The sequence below is a fragment of the Curtobacterium sp. BH-2-1-1 genome, assembly GCF_001806325.1.
GTDB lineage: Bacteria > Actinomycetota > Actinomycetes > Actinomycetales > Microbacteriaceae > Curtobacterium.
The window spans coordinates 2,786,083-2,802,083 of sequence record NZ_CP017580.1; the positions used below are offsets into that span (position 1 = coordinate 2,786,083).

A 16,001-nucleotide genomic window follows, 5' to 3' on the forward strand; every position below is an offset into this window, starting at 1 on the left:
AGCAACAGTCCGCGAACGCCGAGTACGGTTGCCGCGGCAGGGCGACCGGAAACGCCCGGAACAGGAAGGCAGCATGGCCGCGCCAGAGCAGCAGGGGACGATCACAGCCGGGACGGCCGTGGAACCGACCGGGTTGCGCGTCGTCAGCTACAACCTCCGCGAGCACACCGCGAACGGCGAGCTCGCCTCCCTGGCCGAGGCGTCCCAGGCCGACGTCATCTGCGTGCAGGAGTGCGACAGCAACGACCTCGCCCCCTCGATCGCCGGCCTCTCCCTCGCCGCGTCGACCAAGGCGAACCGACTCGGCCTCGCGATCTACAAGCGCGACGACCGGTTCGAGGTCGAGGACTTCAGCATCCACTCCCTGCAGAAGTCGCTGCACGACCGGGTCCTCGCGCCCGCGCACGAGCGCCTGATCGCGATGCACCTGCGTGACAAGGAGGTCGACGCCGAGGTCATCGTCGCGTCCTTCCACGCCTCACCCCTCACCGCCACGAACTCGCTGCGCCGCAAGCAGATCGAGGCCGCGCACCAGTTCGTCCGCGAGCTCTCGAACGACGCCCCGGCGATCATGGTCGGCGACTTCAACTACCCCTGGTTCCAGACGAACCTGCGCCGGAAGATCGAGCAGCACGGGTTCGCGCTGTCGCTCTCCGACCAGCCGACGTACCTGCGCTACCGCAAGTTCACGGGGCACTTCGACTTCGCCACGAGCGTGGGGCTGCACATCGCCGGCGTGGAGACCCTGCCCGCGGGCATCTCCGACCACCGGCCGATCCTGGTGCGTGCGCACTACGAGCACCCGGGCGCGACGGGCACCGTCGCCACCGTGGAGTCCCCGGCCGCCTGACGCGCCCGCCGAGGTCGCGCAACACGCCGCACGTGGGTCGCCGAGGTCGCGCGAACCGCCGCGCGCTCGACGCAGGGACGGCAGGACGTGCGACCTCGGCCCGCGCGGTGACGGACGCACGCACAGGAGGCGCGGTGCCGGTCTCGTGGACCGGCACCGCGCCTCCAGGCTGTCGCGGTCGCAGGACATGCCGCCAGCGTGACGCCGAGGTCGCACGACGTGCCGCTGCGCGGTGCGGACGGCGGCACTTCGTGCGACCTCCGCCCCGCGCGGCGCGCGCGGGGCGCGCGGGCGCGCGGGGCGCCCGCGCGTCAGCGACGCAGGGTCGCCCGCGCCAGCCGGTTGCCGATGAACTGGCCGAGCTGCACGATGATGACGATCGCCGCCACCGACACGTACACGATCCACCAGTCGTACCGCTGCGACCCGTACGTGATCGCGTACTCGCCGAGCCCACCGCCACCGATCAACGCCCCCTGCGCCGTCATGTCGACGATGCCGATGTAGATGAACGTGTAGCCGAGGATGAGCGGGCCGAGGCCCTCGGGGATGAGGACCGTGAGCAGGATCGACAGCGGGTGCGCTCCCGATGCCCGAGCCGCCTCGACGACGCCGGGGTCCACCGACAGCAGGTTCTGCTCGACGATCCGGGACACCGCGAACGACGCCGCGAGCGAGATCGCGAAGGTCACCGCGGGGACGCCGATCGTGGTCTGCACGACCACGCGGGAGAGCGGGGCGATCGCCGCCAGGAAGATCACGAACGGGATCGGCCGGACGAGGTTCACGACCACGTTGATGATCGTGTACGCGGCCCGGTTCCCGAGCAGGTTGCCCGGGCGGGTGGCGTACAGCGCGAGGCCGAGCGCCAGACCGATGATGCCGGCGATGACGAGCGACACCAGGGACATCACGATCGTGTCGCGGATGGACGCGACGAAGACGTCGAACGTGTCGATCACGCTCTGGAACGAGTTGTTCACGCTGCGCCCTCCTCGTCGGTGGTTATGCGCGCGGCACGGAGAGCCGCGACGGCCGCGTCGATCTCGGACGGACGGGCCGCGGTCAGCTCGTAGGTGAGCGACCCGATCCGGCGTTCCCGGATCTCGCCGACCCCGCCGTAGACGAGCTCGGCGGTCACCCCGGCGGAGCGGAAGACCTGGTCGATGCGGTTCTGCAGCCCGGCCTCGTCGGTGATCTGGACCGTGACGAGGCGACCGGGGTGCCGTTCGCGGAGCCGTGCGACGGTCTCCGCAGAGGGCCGGTCGTGCAGAGCGGTCCGGACGAAGCGCTGGGCCGCGCCGGTCTGCGGGTTCGCGAACACGTCGTAGACGTCCCCGACCTCGACGACGCGCCCCTGCTCCATGACGGCGACGCGGTCGGCGATCTGTCGGACGGCGTCCATCTCGTGCGTGATGACGATGATCGTGACGCCGAGCTCCTTGTTCACCCGGCGGAGGAGCCCGAGGACCTCGGACGTGGTCTCGGGGTCGAGCGCGCTGGTCGCCTCGTCGGCGAGGAGCAGGTCGGGCGACGCCGCGAGCGCCCGGGCGATCCCGACGCGCTGCTTCTGCCCGCCGGAGAGCTGTTCGGGGTAGGCGTACGCGCGGTCGAGGAGCCCGACGAAGTCGAGCAGCTCGGCGACCCGGCGGTCCCGTTCCTCCTTCGGCACGCCCGCGACCTTGAGCGGGTACGCGACGTTGCCGGCGATGTTGCGCGACCGGAAGAGGTTGAACTGCTGGAAGATCATCCCGATGTTGCGCCGTGCCGTCCGGCGGTCCCGCTCGGGCAGCGCCGTGAGCTCGTTGCCGGCGACCGTCACCGACCCGGACGAGGGCAGTTCGAGCGCGTTGACGAGCCGGACGAGCGTGGACTTGCCGGCACCGGAGTACCCGATGACGCCGAGGACCTCTCCCTGGTGCACGTCCAGGGAGACGTCCTCGACGGCCACCACGGTCTCGCCGGTGTCGGCGCGGCGGTAGTGCTTCGAGACGCCGCGGAGTTCGACGAGGACCGGCACTACTGCTTGGCCGCCTTCGCGTCCTGCTCGACCTTCGCGAGCTCCTCTTGCAAGGTGGACGCGCTCTCGTCACGGCTGACCGCCTCGGGCAGGTCCTTCTTGAAGACCTTCTGCACGGACTCGTCCTGGAAGAGCTTCGCGAGGTCGAGGTAGGTCGTGTTGTCCTTGTCGGCGTTGCGCACGGCGAAGACGTTGACGTACGGTGCCGCGCTCGCGCTCGAGGGGTCGTCCTGGTAGATCGCGTCGGAGATCGGCAGGCCGGCGGCGGTGGCGTAGTTGTTGTTCACCACGGCGGCCGCGACCGAGCCCTGCTGCAGGGCGTTCGCCGTCTGCGAGGCGTTGAGCGGCTGGACGTCGACCTTCGACGACTCGATGTCGGTGGTCGTCGAGAAGGCCGACCCGCCGTCCTCGAGCGTGACGAGCTTCGCCGCCTGCAGGATGAGCAGCGCGCGGGCCTGGTTGATCGAGTCGTCCGGGATCGCGACCTTGGCGCCCTCGGGCAGGTCGGCGACGTCGTCGTACTTCGTCGCGTAGAGCGGCAGCGGGTAGACGGCCGTCGAGCCGATCGGCTGCAGGTCGTCGTTCGAGGTGACGTTGTAGTCGGCCAGGTACTGGATGTGCTGGAACTGGTTGAGGTCCAGCTGCTTGTCCTTGAGCGCAGGGTTCGGCAGCGAGTAGTCCGAGAAGTTCGTCAGCTTGACCGTCACGTTGAGCTTCGACTTCGCGAGCTTCGTGTAGGTGCTCCAGTACGAGAGCGACTTGTCCGCGACGCCGATCGTGACGGTCTTCGGCGAACCACCGGCGGCAGCGCCGTCGTCGGACCCGCCGGAGCGGACGGCGCCGACGATGAGGGCGACGACGATCGCGACGACGACCACCGCGGCGGCGATGATCCAGCCGATCGGGCGCTTGCCCTTCGGCTTCTCGGGCAGAGCGGGTGCAGCGGACATGACGGAGCTCCTCGTGGGCAGTGCTGTGGGGGTCCGCGGTGGTCCGCGGCGTGCAGTCGAGTGTGACGGCCCGCCCGGCACGGTGCGAGTTCCGTTCCGCCGTGTTACATCGCTGTCACACGGTTCATTGGTTCACTCGGTACGTGCGCAGTCTCGAACTCGTCCTCGATCCGTCGTCGGACGCCGCCGTGCGCGCCGCGTGGGACGCGCTGGTCCGTGCGGACCTGCCGAGCCTCGGACGGTCGGACACCAACAGCCCCCACGTCACGCTGGCCGCGGGCGACGACCTCCGGAACCCGAGCGGGTTCGACGTGCCGGTGCCGTCGCGGCTCCGGCTCGGTGGCGTCCTGCTGTTCCCCGCGGGACCCGGGCGCTCGGTGCTCGCCCGGGCGGTGGTCGTCGACCCAGCGCTCGCCGCGTTCCACGAGGCGGTGCACCGGGCGTCCCCGGGAGGGATCGAGACCACGTCGCCGGGGGCGTGGTCGCCGCACCTGACGGTCGCGCGACGGGTCCGGGACGAGGACCTCGGTGCGGCCGTCGCGGCGCTCCGCGGGACCCCGCTCCCCGATCTCGTGGTCGGTGGCGTGCGGTTCTGGGACGGAGAGTCCAGGACGGTCACGCCGGTCGGGTGACGCGGGTTCGGCTCACGTCCGCGTCGTGACGATGGCCCAGGAGGCGCGGCTCACGTCCCCAGGACCCGCTCGCCGAACGACGACGCGAACGTCCGCTCCGGGTCGGCCGCCGCGACGAGGTCGCGGAAGTCGGCCAGCCGCGGGTACAGCCCGGCGATGGCGGCCGCGTCGCGGGAGCTCATCTTGCCCCAGTGCGGTCGTCCGTCGAACGGTGCGAGGAGCGCCTCGAGGTCCGGGAGCAACGCGGCCACCTCGACCGGGTGCTTCTGCCACGTGAACGCGATGCAGAGCACGTCCTCGCCCTGCGTCGGGCTCAACCAGAACGGATCCGCCGCCATCGTGCGGAGCTCGCAGACGTGCAGGTGCGGCTGGATGCGGGCGGCCATGGTCCGGACGGCGTCGAGCGCCGCACCCGCGTGCCGGAGCGGGACGAAGTGCTCGCTCTGCACCTCGGAGCCGTGACTCGGCACGGAGTCGATCGGGAAGTGCGGCAGCCGGTCCCACCACGGCCCGACCGAGCCGTCCCGGGCGGTGTGGTGTCCGTCGCCGGGCGAGCCGGGCAGCCGGGGCGCGCCGAACAGCTCGTCCGGGACGGCCACGTCGTCGTCGCCGTCCGGCACGCGCGACTTCAGGAGGACCTCGCTCACCGTGTCGCCGAACACCGTGTACGAGCAGACGGACGTCGCGGCGGCGTGGACCTCGGCGACGTGGGCGGTGAAGGTGCCCCACGGGATCGGTCCGTAGGTGTCCTGGCGCATCCGGTAGCTCGGCTGGACGTCGAGCGTGACCCGGGTGAGGACGCCGAGCAGGCCGAGGTGGAGCACGGCGCCGTCGAACGCCGGGTCGTCGCGGGCGATGGTCCTTGCGGACCCGTCGGGCCCGAGCACCTCGAACGACCGGACCGCGGTGCTCAGCGACCCGAGTGCGGTGCCGGAACCGTGCGTGCCGGTCGCGATCGCGCCGGCGATCGAGATGTGGGGGAGCGACCCCGTGTTGTGCAGCGCGAACCCGGCGCGGTCGATCTCGGGCGCGACGACGCCGTAGCGGGTGCCGGCGCCCATCGTGACCGTCCGTCGCTCGGCGTCGACGGCGAGGTCGGTCGGGATCCCGGTGAGGTCGAGCAGCACGCCGGGGGCGTCCGGGGCGTCGTTGAACGAGTGCCGGGTGCCGAGGCCGTGCACCCGGGGCGACCGGGCGACGATCTCGGCGGCCTCGTCGATCGACGTCGGGCGGAGGACCCGTTCGGCCGTGTAGGTGACCGTGCCGGACCAGTTCAGCTCGCTCGTCGTCGACCGCATGACGCCCACGATGCCACGCGCACCCCGGCGCGTGCGGTTCCCGTCAGTGCATCGACGGTGCGGGGGCACCGTCCGGGGTCGCCGGGCGACGCACGAGGGAGCACATCACGATCCCGAACAGCGAGATCACCGCGCCGACGAGGAACGCCGTCCGCACGCCGGAGGCCGTGGCCTCGGCGAGGCCCGCGGCGCCGCTGCCGGCCGCCGCACCCGAGGCACCGATGGTGAGGAGCGTGACGAACAGCGCCGTGCCGGCGGCTCCGGCCAGCTGCTGCGCCGTGCCGAGGACCGCGCTGCCGTGCGAGTAGAGCTTCGGGGGCAGCCCGCCGAGTGCCGCGGTGAACAGCGGCGTGAAGGTGAGGGCGAGCCCGATGCTCAGGACGACGTGGGCGCCGAGGACGAACCACACGCTGGTGTCGACGCCGACGGTCGAGAGCGCCCAGAGGACGGCGCTGACGATGATCGAGCCCGGGATGAGCAGCACCCGCGGACCACGGCGGTCGTAGACGCGACCGACGATCGGGGACAGCAGACCCATGATGAGGCCGCCGGGCAGCAGGAGCAGGCCGACGTTCAGGACGTCGAGCCCGAGGACCCGCTCGAGGTAGATCGGCAGCAGGATCAGCGTGCCGAACATCGCCATGAAGCTCAGGCCCATCGCGACGATCGGGACGGTGAAGCCCTTCGTCTGGAAGGTGCGGAGGTCGAGCAGGGCGCGGTCCGCACGCTGCAGCCGGGTCTGCCGGAACACGAACAGGGCGAGGGCGAGGGCGCCGACGACGAGGGAGACGATCGGCACGAGCGGCCCGGTGGTGCCGGCCTCGCCGATGCTCGAGAGGCCGTAGACGATGCCGCCGAACGCGAAGGCGGACAGCACGACCGAGAGCACGTCGAGCGGGGCCTTGCGGGGCGTCGACACGTTGCGGACCTTGACCATGCCGAGGATCAGCGCGGCGATGGCGATGGGCAGCACGAAGCCGAAGAGCCAGCGCCACGAGAAGGCGTTGAGGATGAGCCCGGAGATGGTCGGACCGATCGCCGGGGCGACGGAGATGACGATCGAGATGTTGCCCATCACACGGCCGCGGTGCGCCGGTTCGATGAGCGTGAGGACCGTCGTCATGAGCAGCGGCATCATGATCGCCGTCCCGCTGGCCTGCACGATGCGCCCGAGCAGCAGCATCGAGAACCCGGGCGCGAGCAGCGCGATCAGGGTGCCGGCCGAGAACAGGCTCATCGCCCAGACGAACACCGGCCGGGTGTTGAAGCGCTGGAGCAGGAACCCGGTGATCGGGATGACGACCGCCATGGTGAGCAGGAAGCCCGTGGTGAGCCACTGCCCGGTCGCGGCGCTGATGTCGAGGTCGTCCATGAGCCGCGGGAGCGCGACACCCATGATCGTCTCGTTGAGGATGACGACGAACGCCGAGACGAGCAGCAGCCCGATCACGAGTCGGGTCTCGCCGGCGGAGGGCTGCGCGACGCTCCCGGTGCGGGGTGCGGAATCGACGGCCTGGGTCATGCGGGGCTCCTGGTGGATCACGACTGGTGGAACGAGGGGGCGCCATGGGCGCAGACAGGGCAACCGCCTGAGTGGATTCGATTATTCCGCTTCGGTCCGACATCCGTCGACGTCGGGCGGCGACCGGGTCAGTGCAGGATCGCGAAGCCGTCGACGTCGCCGTGCGGCACCACCGCGCGGCAGGTCACGCCGGTGACCTCGGCGGACGGCGGGCCGGTCCGGATGAACGTCATCAGGGCGTCGACCGCGGGGGCCGGACCCTCGGCCTCGACCTCCACCGTGCCGTCGAACAGGTTCCGGGCGTACCCGGCGAGTTCGAGCCCGTCGGCCTTCCGTGCGGTCCAGTACCGGAAACCGACCCCCTGGACCGTCCCCGACACGACGGCGTGCATCCTCGTCACCGTAGTCATGCGGCTCAATGTAGGCGTGCGGTCCGACCAGGAGTTTTCGACGCTGTTTCCGTCTCGTGAAACCCGGTGATAGTGTCATCCCAACCCGAACACTTCGAGTCATCATGACACTTACTCCCGAGCTCCCCATCCGCGTCGCGGTCTCCACCGTGATCGTGGCGCTGCGCCCGCACCCGGACACCGGGGCACCGGCGCTGTGGATGCCGCTCGTGCGTCGGGTGGCCGAACCGTACGAGGGGGCGTGGGCGCTCCCGGGCGGTTGGGTGCGGCCGGACGAGGGGCTCGAGGACTCCGCCGCGGCCCGCCTCCGCGAGACCACCAACGTGCAGCCGCGCTACCTCGAGCAGCTCTACGCCTTCGGTGACGTCGACCGCTCGCCGAGCCGCGTCGTGTCGATCGTGTACTGGGCACTCGTCCACCCGGACGAGGCGAGTTCGGTCCCCGACGACTGGAACGTGCGGTGGTTCCTCGCCGACGAACACCCGCCGCTCGCCTTCGACCACGACCGGATCGTCGCGTACGCGCTCTGGCGGCTCCGCAACAAGATGTCGTACTCCCGGATCGCCCAGGCGTTCCTGGGGGACCGGTTCACCCTCGCCGAACTCCGCGGGGTGTACGAGGCGGTGCTCGGGCGTGCGCTCGACCCCGCGAACTTCCGTCGCCAGGTCGAGAAGACCGACGCGATCCTGCCGACGGACGAGACCACGAGCGGGGACCGGCACCGTCCGGCCCGGCTGTACCGCTCGAACCCCGACCTGGCCTACGCGGACAACGGTCCGCTGCAGCAGGGCAAGAAGCCGTAGAACCGAAGGAACACCCGTGTCCATCGCCACCACCATCGAACTGATCTCCAACGGTCAGGCCGCCGGCAGCACCTGCACGCCCGACCTGGCGATGCCGACGTGGGACTTCGACTCCCGGCCCGGCTACGGCCCCGGCTCGTCGATGTCGGACGTCATCCCGACCTCGGCGCCCCGGCAGGGCGTCATCCCGGACGAGTACCGGAACGCCCCGGACGACGAGCTGCACGAACGCATCGAGCGGGCGAAGGCCACCCTCGGCGACCGCGTCGTGGTCCTCGGACACTTCTACCAGCGCGACGAGGTCGTGCGGCACGCGGACTTCCTCGGCGACTCGTTCCAGCTCGCGAACGCCGCGCTGACGAAGCCCGACGCCGAGGCCATCGTGTTCTGCGGCGTGCACTTCATGGCCGAGACCGCGGACATCCTCGCCCGCGACGACCAGCGCGTGATCCTGCCGAACCTCGCCGCGGGCTGCTCGATGGCCGACATGGCCGACATCGACAGCGTCGAGGCGGCGTGGGCCGAGCTCGAGCAGGTCTACGGCACCGAGCCCGACGCCGACGGCCGCGTGCCGGTCATCCCCGTCACGTACATGAACTCCGCCGCCGACCTCAAGGCGTTCTGCGGGCGGCACGGCGGCATCGTGTGCACGTCGTCGAACGCCGCGACCGTCCTCGAGTGGGCGTTCGAGCGGGGGCAGCGCGTGCTCTTCTTCCCCGACCAGCACCTCGGCCGGAACACCGCCAAGGCGATGGGCATCAGCACCGACCTCATGCCGATGTGGAACCCGCGGAAGCCCCTCGGTGGCAACGACGAGCAGACCCTGCAGGACGCCAGGGTCGTCCTCTGGCACGGCTTCTGCTCGGTGCACCGCCGCTTCACCGTCGACCAGATCGACCAGGCCCGTCGCGAGCACCCCGGCGTGCAGGTCATCGTGCACCCCGAGTGCCCGATGGCCGTCGTCGACGCCGCCGACCACGCCGGCAGCACCGACCTCATCCGGAAGACCGTCGCAGCCGCCACCGAACCGACCACGTTCGCGATCGGCACCGAGATCAACATGGTGAACCGGCTCGCCGCCGAGTACCCGCAGCACACGATCTTCTGCCTCGACCCCGTGGTGTGCCCCTGCTCGACGATGTACCGCGTCCACCCCGGCTACCTCGCCTGGGTCCTCGAGGCGCTCGTGCGCGGCGAGGTCCTCAACGAGATCGTCGTGCCGGCGGACGTCCAGGCCGACGCCAAGGTCGCACTCGAGCGCATGCTCGCCGCCCGACCCACGGTCTGACCGTGCACGTCGTCATCGTCGGCTCCGGCATCGCCGGACTCACCGCAGCGATCCGCGCGAGTGCCCGTCACGACGTCACCCTGGTGACGAAGGGCGCGCTCGCCGACGGCGCGACGGCGTACGCGCAGGGAGGCGTCGCCGTCGCGCTCGGCGCCGATGACTCCGCCTCGCTCCACCAGGCGGACACCCACGTGGCGGCAGCGGGCAGCGCCGACGCCCGCGCCGTCGAGGTGCTCTGCACCGACGGCCCTGCGCGGGTGCGGGACCTGCTGTCGCTCGGCGTCCCCTTCGACCGCACCACCGACCCGACGAGCCTCGACCGGTACGGCGACGACCTGGCCCGCGGGCGCGAGGCAGCGCACGGCCGGTGGCGCGTCGTCCACGCGGACGGCGACGCGACCGGGGCCGCCATCGAGCGCACCCTCATCGCCGCCCTGCACCGCCGGCACGTCACGATCCTCGAACGGACCTGCCTCGTCGACCTCGTGGTCCGGGACGGCTCGGTCGTCGGGGTCGACGTCCTCGACCTCCTCGGCGAGCCCCGGCGGATCGACGCGGACGCCGTCGTGCTCGCGTCCGGTGGCGCCGGACACCTGTTCCGCGAGACCACCAACCCGCTCGTCGCGACGGGCGACGGGCAGGCAGCCGCCTGGCGTGCCGGTGCCGTGCTGGCCGACCTGGAGTTCGTGCAGTTCCACCCGACCCGCCTCGCGGTCCCCGGCGGCGGGCTCGTCTCCGAGGCGGTCCGCGGCGAGGGAGCGGTGCTCCGTGACGCACGCGGGCACCGCTTCATGGTGGACGTCCACCCCGACGCCGAGCTCGCCCCCCGCGACGTCGTCGCCCGGGGCATCGCGGCCGCCGTCCGGGAGCAGGACGGAGAGCCCGTGCTCCTCGACGCGACCGGCCTCGACCCCGCCTTCCTCGTCCGGCGCTTCCCCGGGCTCACCCGCGCCACCCGGTCCGCCGGCTTCGACTGGACCCGCGAGGGCGTCCCCGTCTCCCCGGCCGCGCACTACTCGATGGGCGGGGCCGCCACCGACGCCGAGGGACGGACGAGCCTGCCCGGCCTCCTCGCGATCGGCGAGGTCGCCTGCACGGGCGTCCACGGCGCCAACCGGCTCGCGTCGAACTCGCTGCTGGAAGGACTCGTCTTCGCGGTCCGCGCAGCGGACGCGCTCGACGTGCCGCGACCCGGCAGACTCCGCCTGCGCGGCGACGCGGGTCTCCCCGTCACCAGCGTGCCGAGTGCGACCGACGTGATCCGCGCCTCCCGTCCCCTGCTCCCAGGAGGCGCGGCTCGACCCACCGACGCCGCCGACGTCCGCCAGGCGGTCCAGTCCGTCATGACGGACCGGGTCGGGCTCCTCCGCGACGCGAGCGGTCTCGCGAGCGCACGACGCGACCTGGCCGCCCTCGTCGCGCCCGAGCCGACCGGCGTCCGTGACCTCGAGGACCGGGCACTGCTCGACCTCGCCCGGGTCACGGTGCTCGCCGCCGAGGCCCGGACCGAGTCCCGTGGGGCCCACGCCCGCACCGACCACCCCGACACCGATCCAGCAGCCCCCGCGTCGACCGCGTGGGTCGCCCAGCACACCGCCGTCCCGCAGGAGGTACCCGCATGACCGTCGACCCCGGAACGATCCCCCCGCACGCCCTCCGACGCGTCATCGACACCGCGCTCGAGGAGGACGCCCCCTGGGGCGACGTCACGAGCGAGACGCTCATCCCCGCAGACGCCACGGCGACCGCGACCCTGGCGGCGCGCGAGCCCGGCGTCCTCAGCGGGGGCGACGTGTTCGTCGCCGTGATGCACGCGGTCGACCCGACGATCGACGCGGTCCTGCACGTGCCGGACGGCAGCCGGTTCACCGCGGGCGACGTCCTCGCGACCGTGAGCGGTCCCGCCCGGTCGGTCCTCCGTGCCGAGCGGGTCGCACTGAACCTCGCCCAGCGGATGTCCGGCATCGCCACGGCGACCGCGACCTACGTGGCGGCCGTCGCCGGCACCCGTGCCCGGATCGTCGACACCCGCAAGACCACGCCCGGTCTGCGAGCCCTGGAGCGGTACGCCGTGCGGTGCGGCGGCGGGCACAACCACCGGACCTCGCTGTCCGACGCCGTGCTCGCGAAGGACAACCACCTCGCCGTGCTCCTCGCCGGCGGGATCGGCATCGGGGACGCGATCGTCGCGGCGCGCGAGCGGCTCGGGCACACGGTCCACCTCGAGGTCGAGGTGGACCGCATCGACCAGATCGAGCCCGTCGTGGCGGCCGGCGTCGACACGATCATGCTCGACAACTTCACCACCGACCAGCTCGAGGCCGGGATCCAGGTCGTCGCCGGGCGAGCCCTCGTCGAGGCCTCCGGCGGGGTGTCCCTCGACACCGTCGCCGCGATCGCCGCCACCGGGGTCGACGTGATCTCCGTCGGGGCGCTCACCCACTCGGCGCGGGCACTCGACCTCGGGCTCGACGTCGACGTGGCCGTCGGCGCCGGCGTCTGACGTGTTCTACCTGGACCGCGCGGCCACGACGCCCGTGCGCCGCGAGGTGCTCGAGGCGATGTGGCCGTACCTCACCGGGACCTTCGGCAACCCGTCCTCCACGCACGGGGTCGGCGACGCCGCAGCCCGGGGCCTCGCCGACGCCCGCGCCACCGTCGCCGCGGTCCTCGGGTGCCGCCCGGCCGAGGTGGTGTTCACCACCGGCGGGACCGAGGGTGCGAACACCGCGGTGAAGGGCATCGCCCTGGCGTCTCCCCGCGGTCGCCACGTCGTCACCAGCGCGATCGAACACGAGGCGGTGCTCGAGAGCTGCCGGTACCTCGAACGGTTCCACGGGTTCGACGTCACGGTCCTGCCGGTCGACCGCGACGGGGTCGTCGATCCGGACGTCCTCGCGGCAGCGCTCCGCCCCGACACCACCCTCGTCTCGATCGCACACGCCGACAACGAGATCGGGACGGTGCAGGACGTGCCGGCGCTCGCCGCGGTCGCCCACGCCGTCGGGGCCCGGTTCCACACCGACGCCGTCCAGTCGGCGCCGTGGCTCCCGGTCGGACTCGACGTGCTCGGCGCCGACGCGGTGTCGGTGTCCGGGCACAAGCTCGGCGCACCGAAGGGCACCGGCGTGCTCGCCGTCCGGTCCGGCGTGGCGCTCGAACCACTGCTGCACGGTGGGGGACAGGAGCGGGGGAGACGCTCCGGCACCGAGGACGTCGCGGGTGCCGTCGGCGTCGCCACGGCCTTCGCGCTCGTCGCCGCGGGCCGGGACGACGCGGCCCGGACCGCGACCGCCACCCGGGACGCCGTGCTCGACGGGGTGCTCCGGTCGGTGCCCGGGGCGTTCGTCACCGGGTCGCGGACGTCGCGGCTGCCCGGCCACGTGTCGTTCTGCTTCCCCGGGGTGAACGGCGAGACGGTCCTGCTCGAGCTCGAGGAGCGCGACGTCGTGTCGTCGTCCGGAAGCGCCTGCGCTGCCGGCAGCACCGAGGCCTCGCACGTGCTCACGGCGCTCGGCCTGTCCGACGAGGTCGCCCGGACGGCGCTGCGTCTGACGTTCGACGCCGGCCTGACCGCGGCGGACGTCCCGGTGGTCGTCGATGCCGTCGCCGCAGCCGTCGCGACCGTCCGCGCCCTCGCCTGACACCCGACGAGGGTGTACTAGACGTTCTACTCCATGAGTGGGGTCGTGTCCCCCCTTTTGCGGACCTGCGAAGTGCGCCAGAGTGTTCACATGGCAAACGCGATGACGACTCGGGTCCGGCAGGAGGACCACTTCCGGGCGGTCCAGCTCCTCCCCGCACCCGCGACCGTCCTCGCGCTCGTCCTGGCCGCGCAGCACGACCTCGGCACCGCCCCGCTCGGGCTCATCGCCGTCGTCGGAGCACTGGCGACCATCGGGAGTGCCCTGCTCCCCATGGTCCGGCCCGCCGCGGCCCGACGGTCGATGCCCGCACCGACCGAGACGGACCGGTACCGAGAGGACACCGAACACCCTTGAGGACCAGCACCGTCGAGTCCGACCCCTGCGGACTCGCCGGTGCGACGAGCCGGACCAGGTTCCCTGACCTGCGTCCGGCGCGGGGCACGACACCCCCTGATCCGTCGTGCTCCGCAGCACCTGTGACCCGTCGTGGGCGCGGGCGTCGCTTCCCCTGTGCGATGCCCGAACCCCCTGTGCCCACGGCGGGTCACGGTGCGCTGCTCCGCGCCCACGAGCCCGGGCGCTCGCACTAGCGTGGGACCGTGCCCTCCTACCGTGTGACCCTCGCCGTCGGAGCGCTCGCACCCGGCACCGCCCCGGACGCCGTGCTCCCCGAGGCCGCCCGGCTCGTCGCCGAGCTCGTGGTGGTCGAGGCGCGGGACGTCCGTCTGCTGGGCGGTGTCCCGTGCGCAGTGGTCCGGTTCGAGTCGCCGTCGGACGACGTGGCCGGAGCCGTCGCCGAGCACGCGGTCACCGGGCTGCGAGCGACGGCCGAGGTGCGGTCCGTCGCGGTCACCCGCCGTGACGGCGGTCGCTGGACCCCGATCGCCTGAGGCGACGAGGAGGACGCGTCGTCAGCGCGGCACCGGCGCGACCGTCCCCGGCCAGACGTAGTCGAGGTCGTCCGGTACGTCGGGGAACAGCGGCCGGTAGTGCTCCGGCGCCTTCTGCACGAGCTTCGACCGGTGCGAGCGGTGTACGGCGGGGTCCGCGTTCCACGACGGCACCGGGTAGTCGGCCCGCTCGTACGCGTCGAGGTCCTCGGGGACGAGCGCGAGGTCCGCGAGCGTTTTCTCCAGACAGGTGTCGGCGTACCCGCGGTCGGTCCACGCGCGGCACGTGGCCTGCTGGTACGCCATCAGGGCCGGACGGTACCCACGCCACATCGCCACGACGGGGTGGTGCTGCCAGCCGTAGTCCGGCAGCGTCAGTGCCCGCATCACCTGCAGCGTCTCGACCCGTTGCTTGCCGAGCCGCCGGTCGTCGAGCGCCTCGGCCGAGGCGCGGAAGTCCGGGTACGGCAAGAACGTCTGCATGGCGCGGACGGTACGCGGTGGCGCTGGAACCCGACACATGCCGTCACACGCCGACCGCCGGGAGTCCAGGCGTGTGAGCATCGAGCACATGAGCGAAGAACTCGTCGTCGGCGTCAGTGGCAGCCCCTCGGACCCCTCGCGGACGTCCACCCTGGTGGCTGCGACGGTGGCGCGCCTCGGGCAGGAGATCGACGACGCCCGCACCGAGACCGTCGAGATCGGGCCACTGCTCGCCGACCTCGGCGCGGCACCGTCCCGCGAGGCGATGTCGGACCGCACGCGACGCGCGCTCGAGACGGTCGAGGCGGCGGACGTCCTCGTCGTCGGCAGCCCGGCGTTCCGTGCCGCGTACTCCGGTGCGTTCAAGCTCTTCTTCGACTGGATCGGGCAGTACGACCTCGTCGACACCCCGGTGCTGCTCACCGCGACCGGCGGGAGCGATCGGCACGCCCTGCTCGTCGAGCACCAGATGCGGCCCCTGTTCGGCTTCTTCCAGTCGACGACGCTGCCGATCGGCGTCTTCGGCAACGAGCGGGACTTCGCCAAGCGCGAGGGCGGCTACGACATCGCGAACGTCGACCTCGAGCTCCGGATCGACCAGGCCGTGCAGCGGGCGCTCCCGATCATCCGCGGGGGCTTCGCCACCGCTGCCACCACCGAGGTCCGGCGCCCCGCCGACTTCTGACCCGCCCCGTGGGTTGGACGAGACCGCGCGTGGGACGGGAGGCGCGGTGCGGGCCCGACCCGCGCCTCCTGGACCCGACTCAGCCGAGCAGGGACGCGACGTGCGCGACCGCCAGGCGGTAGCCGTCCGCACCGGCGCCGGCGATGACGGCCGTCGCGGCCGTCGCGACGTGGTCGACGTGCCGGAACGGCTCCCGCTTCCACGTGTTCGAGAGGTGCACCTCGACGACCGGCACCGACAGTGCCTCGACCGCATCGTGCAGTGCGACCGAGGTGTGCGCGTAGGCGGCGGGGTTGATCACCACGCCCACGAAGTCGTCGAGTGCCTCGTGCAGCCACTCGACGAGCTCGCCCTCGCGGTTCGTCTGCCGGAAGTCCGCCTCGAGCTCGTGCACCGCGGCCTCGGTGTGCACGATCGCCTCGATCTCAGCGAGCGTCACCGTGCCGTACTGGTCCGGGTCGCGCCGTCCGAGGATGTCGAGGTTCGGGCCGTTGAGGACGAGGATGCGCGGCTGCTCGGTCAT

General features: G+C 72.2%; 18 protein-coding genes. 10 read left to right on the forward strand and 8 right to left on the reverse strand.

Annotated elements, in window-relative coordinates:
- Positions 1-73 precede the first annotated feature (73 nt).
- Complete coding sequence (locus BJK06_RS13330; protein WP_083295251.1) at positions 74-850, forward strand: endonuclease/exonuclease/phosphatase family protein; 777 nt, start codon at positions 74-76, stop codon at positions 848-850.
- Positions 851-1,161: 311 nt separating this feature from the next.
- Here BJK06_RS13330 and BJK06_RS13335 read toward each other — a convergent pair whose 3' ends face one another.
- From BJK06_RS13335 to BJK06_RS13345, 3 genes are read right to left on the reverse strand one after another with little or no spacing between them, the layout of a single operon-like run.
- Complete coding sequence (locus tag BJK06_RS13335; protein WP_217642545.1) at positions 1,162-1,833, reverse strand: methionine ABC transporter permease; 672 nt, start codon at positions 1,831-1,833, stop codon at positions 1,162-1,164.
- On the reverse strand, positions 1,830-2,870 hold the full coding sequence (locus tag BJK06_RS13340; protein WP_070418303.1) for a methionine ABC transporter ATP-binding protein: 1,041 nt from the start codon (positions 2,868-2,870) through the stop codon (positions 1,830-1,832). The genes BJK06_RS13335 and BJK06_RS13340 overlap by 4 nt, the downstream gene beginning before the upstream one ends.
- A complete protein-coding gene (locus BJK06_RS13345; protein WP_070418304.1) occupies positions 2,870-3,820 on the reverse strand; it encodes a MetQ/NlpA family ABC transporter substrate-binding protein in 951 nt (316 codons plus the stop codon). Before BJK06_RS13345 ends, BJK06_RS13340 begins: the two co-directional genes overlap by 1 nt.
- Before the next feature lie 143 nt (positions 3,821-3,963).
- Between BJK06_RS13345 and BJK06_RS13350 the strand changes: the two genes are divergently transcribed.
- Positions 3,964-4,452 carry a 2'-5' RNA ligase family protein gene (locus tag BJK06_RS13350; protein ID WP_070418305.1) on the forward strand — a complete coding sequence of 163 codons (489 nt, stop codon included), beginning with the start codon at positions 3,964-3,966 and terminating at the stop codon, positions 4,450-4,452.
- 50 nt (positions 4,453-4,502) lie between these two features.
- Here BJK06_RS13350 and BJK06_RS13355 read toward each other — a convergent pair whose 3' ends face one another.
- The 3 genes from BJK06_RS13355 to BJK06_RS13365 all read right to left on the reverse strand — a co-directional run bounded on the left by BJK06_RS13355 (position 4,503) and on the right by BJK06_RS13365 (position 7,664).
- Complete coding sequence (locus BJK06_RS13355) at positions 4,503-5,750, reverse strand: D-arabinono-1,4-lactone oxidase (protein ID WP_070418306.1); 1,248 nt, start codon at positions 5,748-5,750, stop codon at positions 4,503-4,505.
- A 43-nt stretch (positions 5,751-5,793) separates the two neighbouring features.
- A complete protein-coding gene (locus tag BJK06_RS13360; RefSeq protein WP_083295252.1) occupies positions 5,794-7,272 on the reverse strand; it encodes an MDR family MFS transporter in 1,479 nt (492 codons plus the stop codon).
- A 128-nt stretch (positions 7,273-7,400) separates the two neighbouring features.
- Positions 7,401-7,664, reverse strand: a complete 264-nt coding sequence (locus tag BJK06_RS13365; RefSeq protein WP_156794866.1) for an acylphosphatase — start codon at positions 7,662-7,664, stop codon at positions 7,401-7,403.
- A 122-nt stretch (positions 7,665-7,786) separates the two neighbouring features.
- Here BJK06_RS13365 and BJK06_RS13370 point away from each other — a divergent pair, with 122 nt between their 5' ends.
- From BJK06_RS13370 to BJK06_RS13400, 7 genes are all read left to right on the forward strand, one after another.
- A complete protein-coding gene (locus BJK06_RS13370) occupies positions 7,787-8,485 on the forward strand; it encodes an NUDIX domain-containing protein (protein ID WP_070418308.1) in 699 nt (232 codons plus the stop codon).
- A gap of 16 nt (positions 8,486-8,501) precedes the next feature.
- The gene (gene nadA / locus BJK06_RS13375) at positions 8,502-9,773 is read left to right on the forward strand and encodes a quinolinate synthase NadA (protein ID WP_070418309.1); all 1,272 of its coding nucleotides are present in this window, start codon (positions 8,502-8,504) and stop codon (positions 9,771-9,773) included.
- A 2-nt stretch (positions 9,774-9,775) separates the two neighbouring features.
- Positions 9,776-11,395, forward strand: coding sequence for an L-aspartate oxidase (gene nadB, locus BJK06_RS13380; protein ID WP_070418310.1), 1,620 nt, complete (start codon positions 9,776-9,778; stop codon positions 11,393-11,395).
- Positions 11,392-12,276, forward strand: a complete 885-nt coding sequence (gene nadC, locus BJK06_RS13385; protein WP_070418311.1) for a carboxylating nicotinate-nucleotide diphosphorylase — start codon at positions 11,392-11,394, stop codon at positions 12,274-12,276. The genes nadB and nadC overlap by 4 nt, the downstream gene beginning before the upstream one ends.
- A gap of 1 nt (position 12,277) precedes the next feature.
- Positions 12,278-13,417 (forward strand): cysteine desulfurase family protein, encoded by a 1,140-nt coding sequence (locus BJK06_RS13390; RefSeq protein ID WP_070418312.1) that lies wholly within the window; start codon positions 12,278-12,280, stop codon positions 13,415-13,417.
- 90 nt (positions 13,418-13,507) lie between these two features.
- Entirely contained in the window at positions 13,508-13,774 is a 267-nt protein-coding gene (locus BJK06_RS13395) for a hypothetical protein (RefSeq protein WP_070418313.1), read from the forward strand.
- A 245-nt stretch (positions 13,775-14,019) separates the two neighbouring features.
- Positions 14,020-14,310: a hypothetical protein gene (locus BJK06_RS13400; protein WP_070418314.1), complete on the forward strand. Its 291-nt coding sequence runs from the start codon at positions 14,020-14,022 to the stop codon at positions 14,308-14,310.
- A gap of 21 nt (positions 14,311-14,331) precedes the next feature.
- On the opposite strand, the gene BJK06_RS13405 is transcribed toward BJK06_RS13400, so the two are convergent.
- Positions 14,332-14,793 (reverse strand): MSMEG_6728 family protein, encoded by a 462-nt coding sequence (locus tag BJK06_RS13405; protein ID WP_070418315.1) that lies wholly within the window; start codon positions 14,791-14,793, stop codon positions 14,332-14,334.
- 88 nt (positions 14,794-14,881) lie between these two features.
- Between BJK06_RS13405 and BJK06_RS13410 the strand changes: the two genes are divergently transcribed.
- The gene (locus tag BJK06_RS13410) at positions 14,882-15,478 is read left to right on the forward strand and encodes an NAD(P)H-dependent oxidoreductase (protein ID WP_070419469.1); all 597 of its coding nucleotides are present in this window, start codon (positions 14,882-14,884) and stop codon (positions 15,476-15,478) included.
- 79 nt (positions 15,479-15,557) lie between these two features.
- Here BJK06_RS13410 and aroQ read toward each other — a convergent pair whose 3' ends face one another.
- On the reverse strand, positions 15,558-16,001 hold the full coding sequence (gene aroQ, locus BJK06_RS13415; RefSeq protein ID WP_070418316.1) for a type II 3-dehydroquinate dehydratase: 444 nt from the start codon (positions 15,999-16,001) through the stop codon (positions 15,558-15,560).